Source organism: Kitasatospora misakiensis, from assembly GCF_042656005.1.
GTDB lineage: Bacteria > Actinomycetota > Actinomycetes > Streptomycetales > Streptomycetaceae > Kitasatospora > Kitasatospora misakiensis.
This window is the reverse complement of sequence record NZ_JBHSOF010000037.1, coordinates 23,163-39,264: the sequence shown is the minus strand read 5'-3', so window position 1 is coordinate 39,264 and position 16,102 is coordinate 23,163. Positions and strand designations below refer to the sequence as shown.

Below are 16,102 nucleotides of genomic sequence, written 5' to 3'. Positions count from 1 at the left end.
CCCCGTGCCTCGTACCGCGAGGGACGTCGTCTTTGTCGATGGCGTCCGCACCCCGTTCGGCAAGGCCGGCCCGAAGGGCATCTACCACGAGACGCGCGCCGACGACCTGGTCGTCAAGTGCATCCGGGAACTCGTGCGTCGTAACCCGAGCCTGCCCGTCGAGCGCATCGACGAGGTCGCCATCGCGGCCACCACGCAGATCGGCGACCAGGGCCTGACGATCGGCCGCACCGCCGCGCTGCTGGCCGGTCTGCCGAAGTCCGTCCCCGGCTACGCGATCGACCGCATGTGCGCCGGCGCGCTGACCGCCGTGACCACCGCCGCCGGCGGCGTCGCCTTCGGCGCGTACGACGTGGTCGTGGCCGGTGGCGTCGAGCACATGGGCCGTCACCCGATGGGCGAGGGCGTCGACCCGAACCCGCGCTTCGTCTCGGAGAAGCTGGTCGACGAGTCCGCCCTGTTCATGGGCATGACCGCGGAGAACCTGCACGACCGGTTCCCGCACCTCACCAAGGAGCGCTGCGACGCCTACGCGGTGCGCTCGCAGGAGAAGGCCGCCAAGGCGTACGCCAACGGCGACATCCAGCCCGACCTGGTGCCGATCTCGATCCGCAACACCAACCCCGAGGTCGGCGAGACCGGCTGGGGCCTGGCCACCGTGGACGAGCCGCTGCGCCCGGGCACCACGATGGAGAGCCTGGCGGGCCTCAAGACCCCGTTCCGCCCGCACGGCAACATCACCGCGGGCAACTCGGCCGGCCTGAACGACGGTGCCACCGCCTCGCTGCTGGCCGCCGAGGACGTCGCCGAGGAGCTCGGCCTCCCGGTCAGGATGCGCCTGGTCTCGTACGCCTTCGCGGGCGTCGAGCCCGAGGTGATGGGCATCGGCCCGGTGCCGGCGACCGAGAAGGCGCTGGCCAAGGCCGGTCTGACCATCGACGACATCCAGGCCTTCGAGGTCAACGAGGCCTTCGCCGTCCAGGTCCTGGCGTTCCTGGACCACTACGGCATCGCCGACGACGACGAGCGGGTCAACCCGTTCGGCGGCGCGATCGCGTACGGCCACCCGCTGGCCTCCTCCGGTGTGCGCCTGATGAACCAGCTGGCGCGCAGCTTCGAGCAGCGCCCGGACGTCCGCTACGGCCTCACCACGATGTGCATCGGCTTCGGCATGGGCGGCACCATCATCTGGGAGAACCCCCACTTCGAGGGTGGTAAGTGACCATGAGCACCACGACTGAGCTGCTGACCCGCGGCGCCGAGCTCTTCCCCGGCGAGGTCGTCACCACCGCGCACGTCCGCCACCTGGACCTGCCGCTGCAGGCCGGCCGGCTGGCCCTGATCACCCTGGACAACGGCTTCGACCACACCAAGCCGACCACCTTCGGCCCGGGCTCGCTGCTCAAGCTGTCCGCCGCGCTGGACCAGGTCGAGGCGGAGGCCGCCGAGGGCAGGATCGTCGGTGCCGCGATCACCGGCAAGCCGTTCATCTTCGCGGTCGGCGCCGACCTCAAGGGCGTCGAGCTGCTCAAGGAGCACGCGGACGCGCTGGCCATCGGCAAGGGCGGCCACGAGGTCTTCAAGCGGATCGCCGCGCTGCCCGTCCCGACCTTCGCGTTCTACAACGGCGCGGCGATGGGCGGCGGCGTCGAGGTCGGCCTGCACTGCGACTACCGCACGGTGTCGGCGGGCGTCCCGGCGTTCTCGCTGCCCGAGGTCTTCCTCGGCCTCGTCCCCGGCTGGGGCGGCTGCAGCATCCTGCCGAACCTGATCGGCCCGGCCAAGGCCGTCAAGGTGATCATCGAGAACTCGATGGCGCAGAACAAGCAGCTCAAGGGCAAGGACGTGTTCGAGCTGGGGATCGCCGACGCGATCTTCGAGCCGGCCGACTTCCTGGAGCAGTCGCTGCTGTGGGCGGCCAAGGTCCTCAAGGGCGACGTGGCCGTCGCCCGCGAGGAGATCGACCGCGGCAAGGCCTGGGACGACGCCGTCGCCTGGGGCCGGATGGTCGCCGACGCCAAGGTGCACGGGGCGGCCCCGGCCGCGTACCGGGCGCTGGACATCATCGCCCAGGTGAAGGACCACGATCTGCAGGCGGGCTTCGACGCCGAGGACGCGGCCCTGGCCGACCTCATCATGGGCGGCGAGCTGCGCAGCGGCATCTACGCCTTCAACCTGGTGCAGCGCCGGGCCAAGCGCCCGTTCGGCGCGCCGGACAAGTCGCTGGCCCGCCCGGTCTCCAAGGTCGGCGTCGTCGGCGCCGGTCTGATGGCCTCGCAGCTGGCGCTGCTGTTCGCCCGCCGTCTGGAGGTGCCGGTGGTCCTCACCGACATCGACCAGGAGCGCGTGGACAAGGGCGTCGGCTACGTGCACGCCGAGATCGACAAGCTGCTGGAGAAGGGCCGCGTCGGCAAGGACAAGGCCAACCGCCTGAAGGGCCTGGTCTCCGGTTCGCTCGACAAGGCCGCGGCCTTCGGCGACGCGGACTTCGTGATCGAGGCCGTGTTCGAGGAGATGGGCGTCAAGCAGACCGTCTTCGCGGACCTGGAGAACGTGGTCTCGCCGACCTGTGTGCTGGCGACCAACACCTCCTCGCTCTCGGTGACCGAGATGGCCTCGAAGCTGAAGCACCCCGAGCGGGTCGTCGGCTTCCACTTCTTCAACCCGGTCGCGATCCTGCCGCTGCTGGAGATCGTCCGCGGCGAGCGGACCGACGACGCCTCGCTGGCCACCGCCTTCGGTGTCTCGAAGAAGCTGAAGAAGACCGCGGTGCTGTGCAAGGACGCCCCGGCGTTCGTGGTGAACCGGATCCTGACCCGCTTCATGGGCGAGATCCAGACCATCATCGACGAGGGCACCCCGATCGCCACCGTCGAGAAGGGCGTCGAGCCGCTCGGCCTGCCGATGTCCCCGATCGTGCTGCTGGAGCTGGTCGGCCCGGCCATCGCCCTGCACGTCTCGGAGACCCTGCACGGCGCGTTCCCGGAGCGGTTCGCCGTCTCCGAGAACCTCGGCCGGGTGGTCAAGGCCGGCAAGCGCGGCTTCTACACCTGGGTGGACGGCCAGCAGGTCCTCGACCCCGAGGTGCTGGAGCTGCTCTCCTTCGGCGACACCGTGCTGACCGAGGAGCAGGTGCTGACCCGCTCCCTGGACGCCGTCGCGCAGGAGATCGGCCTGATGCTGGAGGAGGGTGTCGTCGCCGAGGCGCAGGACATCGACCTCTGCATGATCACCGGCGCCGGCTGGCCCTTCCACCTGGGCGGGATCACCCCGTACCTGGACCGTGAGGGCGTCTCGGAGCGGGTGAACGGCAAGCGCTTCCTCGCCCCGGGCGTGGCCTCCGTGCCCGCCTAGGACGCCCCGGCGTGACGGGAAGGGCCCCGGTGACCGAATCGGTCACCGGGGCCCTTTCACGTGCCGCGGCGGGCCTTCCAGCGCTCCCGGGCTGCGGGTCTCAGCGCTTGAGGCGGTAGACCACGGTGTCGGCGAAGACGCCGACCATCTCGTAGTGGGTCTCCAGCAGGTTCTCGATCTTCGGGATCATGCCCGGCTGGTACGGCGCGAGGCCGGAGTCGTCGACGACGACCTCGGGCAGGCCCTTGGCGATCTCCTGGTCGAAGGTCTGCCAGGCGTTGGCCATCGAGAACTGCTCGCCGACGTTGAGGCTGCCGTCCTTGCCGCCGCTGTAGTTGGTCAGGAAGCCGGCCGTGAGGTAGCGGCTGGCGGGCTTGCGGTCGGCGAGCCAGTACAGCTCCGGGTGCATACCCCAGACCAGCACGGTGTCCTTGGGGGTGGTCTGCGCGGCGACGGCGGTGGCGACCTCGGTGGTGCGGTCCAGCCGCTCCCCCGGCCAGGCCAGCGCCAGGCCCCAGAAGACGGTGGCGGCGGCCGTGGTGTACGCCAGGACGGGCTTCCAGCGGACCGCCGAGGTGGCGATCGCCCCGGTGCCCAGCAGCACCAGCGGGGGGATCAGCTGGAGGTAGTAGTGGCCGAAGAAGTGGAAGCCGACGCTGACCGCCACGACCGAGGAGAGCAGCCACACCCACAGGTCGGTGGTCGAGCCGTGCTCCTCGCCGGCGACCGGCAGCGGGCGGTGCCGGTGCTTCAGCCACAGCCGGCGGCCGACCGGCAACAGGAAGCCGAGCCCGGCGCCGAGCATGATCGCCGAGTTGCCGAGCGCCCGCCCGACCATCTGCAGCCAGGCGCCGCCGAAGGTGGCGTAGTCGCCGCTGCCGGTGACCACCCAGAACAGGAAGCCCTTGGGTTTGGTGAGGATCACCGCGACCAGCGCTATCGGCAGGGTGAAGCCGAAGCCGATCTTGAACAGCGCGGGGATCCACCGGACGCCGCGCCGGCGGGCGTCCTGGAAGAGCATCCAGAGCACCGGTAGCAGCACCGCGCCGCCGGTCTGCTTGGTCAGTGAGCAGAGCGCCACCGCGATGCCGGCGGCCAGCCAGCGGCGGCGCTCGGCGTAGCGGAAGGCGGCCACCATGGCGGGCAGCATGAAGACCTCGAAGGTCGCCGCCTGGGTGTCCTCCGGGGAGAGCCCGATGGAGACCAGCAGGTAGAGCAGCCCCGCGCCGGCGCCGGCCCGGTTGCCCCAGCGGCCGCGGGCGATCGAGGCCAGCAGGATCGCGGTGACCAGGTGGGCGACCACCGCCAGGGTGCGCAGCGGCCAGAGCGAGGCGGAGCCGAAGACCGTGAAGCAGGCCTGGTAGAGCCAGGGCAGCAGCGGGGGCTTGCGGTCCACCACGGTGTCGTAGAGCACGCCGCCGTCGGCGAGCATCCGGGCCTGGGTGGCCAGGAAGCCCTCGTCGGGGCTCCAGACCGGGCGGACGAAGGACGGCAGGTGGGTGAGCAGGGCGACCAGGGCCAGCAGCGGCACCAGCCGCGACCAGTAGCCGGTCTTCACGCGCTCCCAGCCCTCGGCCGGGGGTACCCCCATGGGCAGGCGCTCGGTGAGCGCGGTCAGACGGGAGCGGATGGGGGTCGGCACGGATGACAACCTACCGGGCGGAATCGGCACGGGCAGCGCCGGTCCCACCTTTGGTGCGATTATCGGCCTCACTGTTGCAGAGCTGTCGCAGAGTCCGGCGGGAGGACCGCCGTCCGGGCTCCGGCCCGGACGGCGGCGCTGCCGCGTCGGAGCCGGTCAGGCCTCGACGGTCGCGACGTCCAGGCGGGAGACCAGGGCGGTCACCTTGCGGGCGATGTCCGGGGCGGTGAGGCCGATCTCGGCGAGGATCTCCGGGCGCGAGGCGTGGTCCAGGAACTCCTGCGGGATGCCGAAGTCGCGCAGCGGCAGGTCCACGTCCGCGTCGCGCAGCGCCTGGGCGATCGCCGCGCCGACGCCGCCGGCCCGGCCGTTGTCCTCGACCGTGACGACCACCCGGTGCTCGGCGGCCAGACCGGGCAGCGCCGGGTCGACCGGCTTGACCCAGCGCGGGTCGACCACGGTCGAGCTGATGCCCTGGGCGGCCAGCAGCTCGGCCACCTCCAGGCACATCGGGGCGAGCGCGCCGACCGAGACGATCAGCACGTCGGCCCGGCGGCCGTCCTCGCGGTCAGGGTTCTCCAGCAGGACGTCCATGCCGCCGACGGTGCCGACTGCCGGGACGGCCGGGCCGACCGAGCCCTTGGAGTAGCGGACCACGGTCGGGGCGTCCTTGACCTCGACGGCCTCGCGCAGCTGGGCGCGGACCTGGTCCGCGTCGCGCGGGGCGGCCAGCCGCAGGCCGGGGACGACCTGGAGGATCGACATGTCCCACATGCCGTTGTGCGAGGCGCCGTCGCTGCCGGTGACGCCGGAGCGGTCCAGCACGAAGGTGACGCCCAGCTTGTGCAGGGCGACGTCCATCAGCACCTGGTCGAAGGCGCGGTTGAGGAAGGTCGCGTAGACCGCGAAGACCGGGTGCAGGCCGCCGGTGGCCAGGCCGGCCGCGCTGGTGACGGCGTGCTGCTCGGCGATGCCCACGTCGAAGATCCGGTTCGGGAAGGCCTCGGCGAACGGGGCCAGGCCCACCGGGTGGAGCATCGCGGCGGTGATGCCGACGATGTCCTCGCGCTCGTGGCCGAGCGCCACCATCTCCTCGGCGAAGACCGAGGTCCAGTCCTTGCCGGAGCTCTTGATCGGCAGGCCGGTCTCCGGGTGGATCACGCCGACCGCGTGGAAGCGGTCCTCGTCGTTGTTCTCGGCGGCGTGGTAGCCGCGGCCCTTCTCGGTGAGGCAGTGCACGATCACCGGGCCGCCGAAGCCGCGCGCCTTGGTGAGCGCGGACTCCAGGGCGGTGAGGTCGTGGCCGTCGATCGGGCCGATGTACTTGAGGCCGAGGTCCTCGAACATGCCCTGCGGGGCGATGAAGTCCTTCAGGCCCTTCTTGGCGCCGTGCAGGGTCTCGAACAGCTGCTGGCCGACCACCGGGGTGCGCTGCAGCGCGTCCTTGCCCCAGGACAGGAAGCGCTCGTAGCCCTGGGTGGTGCGCAGGGTCGCGAGGTGGTTGGCCATGCCGCCGATGGTCGGGGAGTAGGAGCGCTCGTTGTCGTTGACGACGATGACGACCGGGCGGTCGGTGGCGTCGGCGATGTTGTTGAGCGCCTCCCAGGCCATGCCGCCGGTGAGCGCGCCGTCACCGATCACGGCGACCACCGGGTCGCTGCTGCCCCGCAGCTGGTTGGCCTTGGCCAGGCCGTCGGCGTAGGAGAGCACGGTGGAGGCGTGCGAGTTCTCGATCACGTCGTGCTCGGACTCGGCGCGGGACGGGTAGCCGGACAGGCCGCCCTTCATCCGCAGCTGCGAGAAGTCCTGGCGGCCGGTGAGCAGCTTGTGGACGTAGCTCTGGTGGCCGGTGTCGAAGAGGATCCGGTCGCGCGGGGAGTCGAACACCCGGTGCAGCGCCATGGTGAGCTCCACCACGCCGAGGTTCGGGCCCAGGTGGCCGCCCGTCTTGGAGACCTCCGTCACCAGGAAGGTCCGGATCTCCTGGGCCAGGTCGGCCAGCTGGCCGGGCGTGAGCCGGTCGAGATCGCGCGGTCCCCGAATGCGGGTCAGCAGGGCCACCCGTTCCTCCTCGTTCAGTGTTCGCGGACCGCGGGGGTCCGACGGGCGTCGCTGCCCGGTGTCGACCGGTCGAGTCTAATGTCCACCCACCGGGCACCGGGCGGGGCGTCCGGTACCTACGGTCGGTACACCCCGGCCACCTCGACGGTCACTCCTTCGGGTGAACCCCGGAAACCGGCGTGTCGGTGGGCCCCGGGCAGTGGGCGGCGGGCCTCAGGAGCGGGCGACGGCGAGCGCGCTGGAGTCCCCCGCCTCGCTCATGACCAGTGCGAGCGCGCCCAGGACCTCGGCGCGGCCGCCCAGGGTGCCGGGGACCACCGAGAGCTGGCGGGCGGCGCTGGGGATGGCGTAGCGGGCCACCGAGTCGCGGATCGGCCCGAGCACCAGCTCACCGGCGTCCGCGAGGTCGCCGCCGAGGATCACCCGGCGCGGGTTGAGCAGGTTGCAGAGGGTGGCCACGCCGGTGCCGATCTGCCGGCCGGCGTCGGCGATCACCCGGCGGCAGCCGAGGTCGCCCTGGTGGGCCAGCTCGACCACCCGGGGCAGGCTGAGCTCGCCGCCGAGGGTCGGGGTGAGCAGGTTGAGCAGGTAGCGGGAGCCGACGAAGGTCTCCAGGCAGCCGCGGTTGCCGCAGCGGCAGACCGGGCCGGCCTCGTCCAGGGTGATGTGACCGATCTCGCCCGCGGTGCCGCCCGGGCCCCGGTAGATCTGCCCGTTGACCACCAGGCCGGCGCCGACGCCGCTGGCCACCTTGATGTAGGCGAGGTCGCTCAGGCCCCGGCCGGCGCCCCAGACCAGCTCGCCGAGCGCGCCGAGGTTGGCGTCGTTGTCGACGTGCACCGGCATGCCGAGGCGCTCGGCCAGCTCGCGGCCGGGGGCGATGCCCGTCCAACCGGGCAGGATCGCGGTGGAGCCCAGCGCGCCGGTCTCCACGTCGATCGGGCCGGGTACGCCCAGGCCCACGCCGATCACCTTGTCGGGGCGGAAGCCGGCCTCCGCGAGCAGGCGGTCGACCAGGGCCTCGGCGTGGTCGAAGCCCTGCGCGGCCGAGACGTCGACGTCGATCGGGGCGCTCTCCTCGGCGAGCACCCGGTGGGCGAGGTTGCCGACCGCGACCCGCAGGTGGGTGTGGCCGAAATCGATCCCCACCACGATGCCCGCGTCACCGCTGAGCGAGACGCTTCTGGCGCGCCGCCCGCCGGAGGAGGTGTCGGCGACCACGACGGTGCCGCTCTCCTTCAGCTCGCGGACGATGTTGGACACGGTGGCCGCCGAGAGGCCGGTCCCGCGGGCGATCTCGGCCTGGGTCAGCGAGCCGGCCATCCGTACCGCGCGGAGCACCCGCTCCAGGTTGGCCCGGTGCAGTGAGGACTGCGAGCCCGGTGTGTCCGTCGACATGATCCACCCTCCCAAGGGGGCCGGGGACCCCTCCGGCGGGTGTCCCCTTCAACTCCTGAAGCCTAGGCCCTGTCCCCAGGTGAAGGCACGGGGGAGAGTGGGCGAAGGGGTGGTGAGAAACGGGCGTCCGCCCGGGGCGGGGGCGGGCCGGGCGACGGGCCCGCACCGGGCCGCCCCCCAGGTCGGCGGGGCTGGCGGCGGGTTGACAGCGCCGCAGGTCGCCGCCGGGACGGCCGGGGCCGCCGGTTCCGGGGCCGGTCCGAAAACCGGCTCCCCGTACGATGGTGCCCAATCTCACCCGTCCCGCCGGTCACGGATGTGCGCCGGTCCCGGGACGAATCCAGACATGACGGGGCATCAGATGGCAGGGGATCACCCTACACCGGGGGCTGGCGAAGCTTCCGGCAGCGGTCCGGACAACCGGGGCGTCTCGCTCGGGCGCAAGCCCGGCGGCGTCGACCCGGCGGCCGTGGCCGACCAGCAGACTCAGCTCGACGGGGCCGCGGTCCCCGGTCAGGCCGCACCGCCGGCCCCGGCCGCACCGCCGGCCGGAGCGGCGGGGTACGCCTACGCGCCCACCGCCCCCGCCTTCCCCGCGCAGAGCCCGGCGGGCGCCGCTCCGCAGGGCGCACCGGTCGGCCCGTACGACCCGTCCGCGGGCCAGCCGCAGTTCGGCGCCCCGGGCGCGGGCCAGCAGCAGTACGGCTACACCGCCCCGCCCGCCGACGCCGGCGCGGCCGGCTACGGCTACCCGCAGCAGGGCGGCTACGCCTTCCCGGGCGCCCCGGTGCCCGCCGCCCCGCCGAAGCGCAACCCCGTGATGATCTGGGGCGGCATCATCGGCGGTGTGCTGGCGATCGCCATCGTCGCCGCGCTGATCGTGCTGTTCACGGACGACAAGAAGAAGGACGACACGCCGACCGCGTCCGGCGGCACTTCCGGCGAGGTCACCGGCGGGCCCAGCGGTGACGTGACCGGCGGGACGACCAGCGCGCCGACCTCCGGCGGCACGGGTGGCGGCGGTGGCGGCGGCAAGGCCGGTGCCTACAACCTCGCGTGGGCGGCCGACAAGCCGGCCAGCTCGGTCAGCGGCTCGACCCGGATGCTCGCCATCTGGGGCGCCGAGAAGGTCGCCGTGCGCGCCGACACCACCGGCATCCGCGCCGTCAACACCTCGGACGGCAAGGAGGCCTGGAACATCCCGGTGCCCTCCGGCGCCAAGGAGTTCTGCGCCGCCTCGTACAGCGCCAACTCCAAGCACATCGCCGCGATCGCGCTGAACACCGGTGACAGCGACTGCTCCACCATCGCCGCCGTCGACCTCACCACCGGCAAGCTGAGCTGGACGGTCAAGGTCGGCCAGAGCCGGATGAGCTCCCCCACCCTGACCGTCACCGACAAGGTCGTCGGCATCGGCGCCAACACGGCCGTCGCGGTCAACATCGCCGACGGCTCCGCGGCCTGGTCGTTCCAGCCGCGCGACAAGGACTGCAGCGTCTACGGCACCGCGGCCGGCAGCCAGATCGTGGTCACCGACCGCTGCTACGGCTCCACCATCACCGCCAAGTCGCAGCTGGTGATCGTCGAGACGGACAGCGGCAAGGTCACCTCGCCCGCGCCGATCACGCTGACCGGCAGCATCGAGCGGGTCGACAAGGTGCTCTCCGAGCAGCCGCTCGTGGTGTCGATGTCCAGCGGCGCGAACGGCGACTACGTGCTGCCGTTCGACAAGACCAACAAGCCCGGCACCCAGATGCCGGTCAAGGAGCCCGGCTACGACAGCCTGCGGCTCAGCGGCCTGTCCGACGCCGTCACCCAGAGCGTGGTCAGCGGCAACACGCTGTACGTGCAGACCAACCCGACCAAGCCGGCCGTCAACGCCTACGACCTGACCACCGGCAAGCGGATCTGGTCGACCGACGGCAAGGCCAAGGACGGCCTGCGGCTGGTCTCCGGCACGGACAAGGACGGCAAGGTCCGGGTCGTCATGGACATGGGCTACGGCGCCGACGCCAAGCTGGCGTCGCTCGCCCCCGCCGACGGCGCGGTGACCGAGCTCGGCACCATCTCGCTCGGCAAGGACTCCTCCTCGTCCTTCAGCATCACCATGAGCAGCAACGAGTTCGTCCTGAACTCGGACGGCGCGCTGTACGGGTTCTCCCGCAGCAGCATGGAACCGCCGGTGTTCAAGTACGTCAAGAAGTAGCCGCACCTCGGACGGGGGCGGTACGGGCCGGTCGGCCGTACCGCCCCCGTCCGCTTCGTATCCAGGACATATTCCACCGGAAGCGGCGGACGGACATGGCAGGATGCCAGGCATCAGCCCGACGAAGGAGTCCTGCGAGTGCCCGGCACCAACCTGACCCGTGAGGAGGCCCGCACCCGGGCCGACCTCCTGCACGTGGACGCGTACGAGATCGAGCTCGACCTGAGCTCGGCCCGAGAGGGGGGCACGTTCCGGTCCACGACCGTGGTCCGGTTCACCGCCACCACCCCGGGCGCGGCCACCTTCATCGACCTGGTCGCCCCGAGCGTCGAGGAGATCGTCCTCAACGGCGAGCGGCTCGACAACGCCGCGTTCGCCGACAGCCGGATCGCGCTGCCGGACCTCGCCGCCGAGAACGAGCTCCGGGTGGTCGCCGACTGCGCCTACACCAACACCGGTGAGGGCCTGCACCTGTTCGTCGACCCGGTCGACGGCGAGACCTACCTGTACACGCAGTTCGAGGTGCCGGACGCCCGCCGGGTCTTCGCCTCGTTCGAACAGCCCGACCTCAAGGCCGCGTTCACCTTCACCGTGACCGCGCCGGCCGGCTGGACCGTGGTCTCCAACTCGCCCACCCCCGAGCCGGAGGGCGAGGGCGACACCCGGGTCTGGCGCTTCGCGCCGACCGGCCGGATCTCCTCCTACATCACCGCGCTCGTGGCCGGCCCCTACGTCGGGGTCTTCGACAGCTACGAGAACGGCGAGCAGAAGGTGCCGCTGGGCATCTACTGCCGGCCCTCGCTGCGCGAGTTCCTGGACCCGGAGGCGATCTTCGAGGTCACCAAGCAGGGCTTCGACTACTTCCAGGAGAAGTTCGACTTCCCCTACCCGTTCGCCAAGTACGACCAGCTGTTCGTACCGGAGTTCAACGCCGGCGCGATGGAGAACGCGGGCGCCGTCACCCTGCGCGACCAGTACGTGTTCCGGTCCAAGGTGACCGACGCCGCGTACGAGGCCCGCGCCGCGACGATCCTGCACGAGCTCGCCCACATGTGGTTCGGCGACCTCGTCACCATGGAGTGGTGGAACGACCTCTGGCTGAACGAGTCGTTCGCCACCTACGCCGAGGCGGTCTGCCAGGCCGAGGCGCCCGGCTCGCGGTGGCCCAACTCCTGGACCACCTTCGCCAACCAGATGAAGACCTGGGCGTACCGGCAGGACCAGCTGCCGTCCACCCACCCGATCATGGCCGAGATCAACGACCTGGAGGACGTCCAGGTCAACTTCGACGGCATCACCTACGCCAAGGGCGCCTCGGTGCTCAAGCAGCTGGTGGCCTACGTCGGCCAGGACGCCTTCTTCGAGGGCGTGCGCGCCTACTTCAAGCGCCACGCCTGGGGCAACACCCGGCTCGGCGACCTGCTCGGCGCGCTGGAGGAGGCCAGCGGACGCGACCTCAAGGCCTGGTCCGCCGCCTGGCTGGAGACCGCCGGCATCAACGTGCTGCGCCCCGCGCTGACCCTCAACACGGACGGCGAGATCGAGTCCTTCGCCGTGCTCCAGACCGCCCCGGCGCTCCCCGCCGGCGCCAAGGGCGAGGCCGTGCTGCGCCCGCACCGGATCGCCGTCGGCCTGTACGAGCTCAACGACGGCGCGCTGGTGCGCACCGACCGGATCGAGCTGGACGTCGACGGCCCGCGCACCGAGGTGCCCGAGCTGGTCGGCCGGCACCGCCCCGCGGTGGTCCTGCTGAACGACGACGACCTCACCTACGCCAAGGTCCGCCTGGACGAGGACTCGCTGGCCGTCGTCACCGAGAACCTCGGCGGCTTCACCGAGGCGCTGCCGCGCGCGCTGTGCTGGGCGTCCGCCTGGGACATGACCCGGGACGGCGAGCTGGCCGCCCGCGACTACCTGACGCTCGCCCTCTCCGGCCTGCCGCGGGAGAGCGACATCGGCGTCGTCCAGTCGGTGCAGCGTCAGGTCAAGCTCGCGCTCGACGTCTACGCCGACCCGGCCTGGCGCGAGCAGGGCCTGGCCCGCTGGGCCGAGGCCGCCGAGCAGGCGCTGCGCGCCGCCGAGCCGGGCAGCGACCACCAGCTGGCCTGGGCCCGGGTGGTGGCCTCCGTCGGCCGGACCGACGGTCAGCTCGGCCTGCTGGCCGGGCTGCTGGACGGCAGCGCCGAGATCCCCGGCCTGGCCGTGGACACCGAGCTGCGCTGGACCCTGTTGGGCCGGCTCGCCGCGACCGGCCGGGCCGACGAGGCCGCGATCGAGGCCGAACTGGCCCGCGACAACACCGCGGCCGGCCAGGAGCACGCGGCGAGCTGCCGGGCGGCCCGCCCGACCGCCGAGGCCAAGGCGGCGGCCTGGGACTCCGTGGTGGAGTCGGACGAGCTCACCAACTACGTGCAGGCGGCGGTGATCGGCGGCTTCCAGCAGGCCGACCAGCGCGAGCTCCTGGCGCCGTACGCGGAGAAGTACTTCGCCGCGGTGAAGGGCGTCTGGGAGAGCCGCAGCCACGAGATCTCGCAGCAGATCATCGTCGGCCTGTACCCGACGGTGCTGGTTGAGCAGAGCACGCTGGACGCCACCGACGCGTGGCTGGCCTCCGCTGAGCCGGCGCCGGCACTGCGGCGCCAGATCGTCGAGTCGCGGGCCGGGGTGGAGCGGGCGCTGAAGGCCCAGGCCGCCGACCGGGCCGCCGGGGAACGCTGACCCCGACGGGGTAGGCCCCCTCCCGCGCGGGAGGGGGCCCGGTGCGGAGAAAAAGCCCGAGGGGGCGCCGGACGTCGTCCGGCGCCCCCTCGGGCTCTGTGCTGGGCTCCGTAGGTGGAGAGGGGCCCTCGGCTACTTCTTCTTGTCCTTGTCGCCGAACGGCAGCGCGGCCAGACCACCGATGATCACGAAGGCCGCGATCGGGACCAGCACGTACAGGCCGAGGGTCTGGGCGACGCTCAGGCCGCTACCCGGGTCGTCGCCGTCGTCCCGGGTGAGGGCCATGGCGGGCGACGACAGCAGCATCATCAGCGTGACCGTTGCGGTGACCGCGCCGGCTCGCAAAGCGTTCCTCTTGTCCACGGTGCCAACTTACCCGCCACTTACGCCGGGCCGCTCGGCGGGGTCGGCCTTTCGGGAGCCGGCCCGGGCGGGGCCGGCGGTCGGGCGGCCACGGGGCGCAGCAGGTCCGCGAGGGTCCGGACGGCCGGGGCGGCGGCCAGGCCGTCCAGGGTGACCGGCCGCCCGGAGCCGTCCGCGACCGGCAGGCGCCAGTTCGGGTACTGGTCCCAGGTGCCGGGCAGGTTCTGCGGACGCGGATCGCCGACCACGTCCGGCAGCCAGACGCCGACCAGCTCGGCCGGGGTGTCGGCCAGGAACCGGTAGAGCGCGGCGGCCGAGAGCGGCTCGTCCCCCGCCAGCAGCCCCAGCCGGACCAGTTCGGCCCGCCATTCGGCCAGCTCGGCGGCGGCCTCCGCCTGCTCCTCGCCCAGCGGGCGGACCAGCAGGCCCAGCCGGTGGCGCAGCTCCACGTGCTCGCCGGAGAGCCGCGCGGCGGTGGACGGCAGGTCGTGCGTGGTCAGGGTGGCCAGGCTGCCCGGGCGCCAGCGGCCGGGCGGCAGGATCTCGCCCTTGCCCTGCCAGTCCCGCTCGAACCAGAGCACCGAGGTGCCGAGCACACCGCGCGCCGCCAGCTCCTCGCGGACGCCCGGCTCCACCGTGCCGAGGTCCTCGCCGACCACCGCGGCGTCGGCCCGGTGCGCCTCCAGGGCGAGCACCGCGAGCATCGCCTCCGCGTCGTAGCGGACGTAGACGCCCTCGGTCGGGGCGTGCCCGACCGGCACCCACCAGAGCCGGAACAGGCCCATCACGTGGTCGATCCGCAGGGCGCCGGCGTGCCGGGCGGCGGAGCGGATCAGCTCGGCGAACGGCGCGTAGCCGGCGGCGGCCAGCACGTCCGGGCGCCAGGGCGGCAGGCCCCAGTCCTGGCCGTGCGCGTTGAAGGCGTCCGGCGGCGCGCCGACCGAGATGCCGCCGGCCAGGACGTCCTGGAGCGCCCAGGCGTCGGCGCCGTCCGGGTGGACGCCGACCGCGAGGTCGTGCACCAGGCCGACCGGCATGCCGGCGGTCCGGGCGGCCTGCTGGGCCCGGCCGAGCTGGCGGTCGACCTGCCAGGCGAGCCAGCGGTGGAAGGCCACCCGGTCGGCGAGTTCGGCGGCCTCGTGCCGGACGTGCGGGGAGTCGGGGTGGCGCAGGCCCTTCGGCCAGTGGTGGTGGTCGGCGCCGTGGCGCTCGGCCAGGGCGTTCCAGACGGCGTACCGCTCCAGCCACTCGCCCTCGCGGGCCCGGTAGGCCTCGAACGCGGCCGTGCGGACGGCGCCGTGTTCGTCCGCGTGCTCCCGGTACGCGTCGTGCAGCAGTTCCAGGGCGCGGCGCTTGAGGGCCCAGACCTCGTCGCGGTCGATCAGGCCGTCGTGCTCCAGCACCTCGGCGCGCAGCCGGGCGGCGCGGCCGAGCAGTTCGTCGGCCTCGGCGCGCCGCCCGCCGGCCAGGTAGGCGTACTCGGGGACCTCCTCGACCCGCAGGTGGACGGGGTCCGCGAAGCGGCGCGAGGAGGGGCGGTAGGGGGACGGGTCGGAGGGCGTCGCGGGCAGGCCCGCGTGCAGCGGGTTGATCTGGAGGAAGCCCGCGCCGAGGGAGCCCGCCCAGGTGGCCAGGTCGGCGAGGTCGGCGAGGTCGCCCATGCCCCAGGAGCGGTCGGAGAGGACGGAGTACAGCTGGGCAAGGAAGCCCCAGCTGCGGCCGGGCAGGGCGGGGAGGCGGTCGGGGGCGACGATCAGGTGGGCGGTGGCGGTGCGGTCCAGGACCTCCGCGTGCAGGGTGTGCCGGCCGGGCGGGAGGTCGGCGGGCAGCCAGTGGGCGTGGCCGCGCGGGAGCCGCCACCGCTCGCCGTCCTCCAGGACGACGGTCAGCCGGGTGTCGGCGGGGAGGTCGAGCGCGGTGCGGCGGCCGGCCCGGGCGACGACGGTCGGGGGCAGCAGGCGGGCCCGCTGCTCGGCCCGGTGGCGGGCGAGGGCCTCGCGGGCGGCGTCGGGGGTGGCCGCGGCCACGCCGAGCGCGGCGAGGACGGCGACCAGGGTGCGGGCGCCCGCCGGCACGCCCCCGGGGGCGTGGCGGGTGTCCACCCCGTGGGCCTGCGCCAGCGCCACCAGCTCGGGCGGGGGAGGCGGCGCGTCCTGCGCCGGCACCTCCAGTCCGTCGGCTCCGTCACGGTCGAGATAAGCGGCCACTCGCGGCTCCTGCGATGTCTCGGCAACGCCCAGTCAGGACAGGCACAGTCCTACCCGGGTGACGGCCCGGTGACCCGGCGCGACACGACCGAGGGCCCTCCAGCGGACCGAACACCCGGCCCTCGACCCGAGCCACCCACCGAACCGGAGAAC

The 16,102-nt window shown here is 72.9% G+C and carries 9 protein-coding genes; 4 read left to right on the top strand and 5 right to left on the bottom strand.

Annotated features, from left to right (window positions below; all coding sequences use genetic code 11):
- Positions 1-4 precede the first annotated feature (4 nt).
- Together ACFP3U_RS24995 and ACFP3U_RS24990 are read left to right on the top strand one after the other, a co-directional pair.
- Positions 5-1,222 carry a thiolase family protein gene (locus ACFP3U_RS24995; RefSeq protein ID WP_380227893.1) on the top strand — a complete coding sequence of 406 codons (1,218 nt, stop codon included), beginning with the start codon at positions 5-7 and terminating at the stop codon, positions 1,220-1,222.
- Between the two features lie 2 nt (positions 1,223-1,224).
- Positions 1,225-3,354 (top strand): 3-hydroxyacyl-CoA dehydrogenase NAD-binding domain-containing protein, encoded by a 2,130-nt coding sequence (locus ACFP3U_RS24990; protein WP_380227892.1) that lies wholly within the window; start codon positions 1,225-1,227, stop codon positions 3,352-3,354.
- 100 nt (positions 3,355-3,454) lie between these two features.
- Here ACFP3U_RS24990 and ACFP3U_RS24985 read toward each other — a convergent pair whose 3' ends face one another.
- The 3 genes from ACFP3U_RS24985 to ACFP3U_RS24975 all read right to left on the bottom strand — a co-directional run bounded on the left by ACFP3U_RS24985 (position 3,455) and on the right by ACFP3U_RS24975 (position 8,455).
- Positions 3,455-4,996 carry an ArnT family glycosyltransferase gene (locus tag ACFP3U_RS24985; RefSeq protein ID WP_380227891.1) on the bottom strand — a complete coding sequence of 514 codons (1,542 nt, stop codon included), beginning with the start codon at positions 4,994-4,996 and terminating at the stop codon, positions 3,455-3,457.
- A gap of 156 nt (positions 4,997-5,152) precedes the next feature.
- Positions 5,153-7,057, bottom strand: a complete 1,905-nt coding sequence (gene dxs / locus ACFP3U_RS24980) for a 1-deoxy-D-xylulose-5-phosphate synthase (RefSeq protein ID WP_380227890.1) — start codon at positions 7,055-7,057, stop codon at positions 5,153-5,155.
- 213 nt (positions 7,058-7,270) lie between these two features.
- Positions 7,271-8,455 carry an ROK family transcriptional regulator gene (locus ACFP3U_RS24975; RefSeq protein WP_380227889.1) on the bottom strand — a complete coding sequence of 395 codons (1,185 nt, stop codon included), beginning with the start codon at positions 8,453-8,455 and terminating at the stop codon, positions 7,271-7,273.
- Positions 8,456-8,816: 361 nt separating this feature from the next.
- Between ACFP3U_RS24975 and ACFP3U_RS24970 the strand changes: the two genes are divergently transcribed.
- The gene (locus ACFP3U_RS24970) at positions 8,817-10,661 is read left to right on the top strand and encodes an outer membrane protein assembly factor BamB family protein (RefSeq protein WP_380227888.1); all 1,845 of its coding nucleotides are present in this window, start codon (positions 8,817-8,819) and stop codon (positions 10,659-10,661) included.
- 138 nt (positions 10,662-10,799) lie between these two features.
- A complete protein-coding gene (gene pepN / locus ACFP3U_RS24965) occupies positions 10,800-13,379 on the top strand; it encodes an aminopeptidase N (protein WP_380227887.1) in 2,580 nt (859 codons plus the stop codon).
- A 132-nt stretch (positions 13,380-13,511) separates the two neighbouring features.
- On the opposite strand, the gene ACFP3U_RS24960 is transcribed toward pepN, so the two are convergent.
- On the bottom strand, positions 13,512-13,742 hold the full coding sequence (locus ACFP3U_RS24960) for a hypothetical protein (protein ID WP_380227886.1): 231 nt from the start codon (positions 13,740-13,742) through the stop codon (positions 13,512-13,514).
- Between the two features lie 20 nt (positions 13,743-13,762).
- Positions 13,763-15,907 (bottom strand): 4-alpha-glucanotransferase, encoded by a 2,145-nt coding sequence (gene malQ / locus ACFP3U_RS24955; protein ID WP_380227934.1) that lies wholly within the window; start codon positions 15,905-15,907, stop codon positions 13,763-13,765.
- Positions 15,908-16,102: the final 195 nt, after the last annotated feature.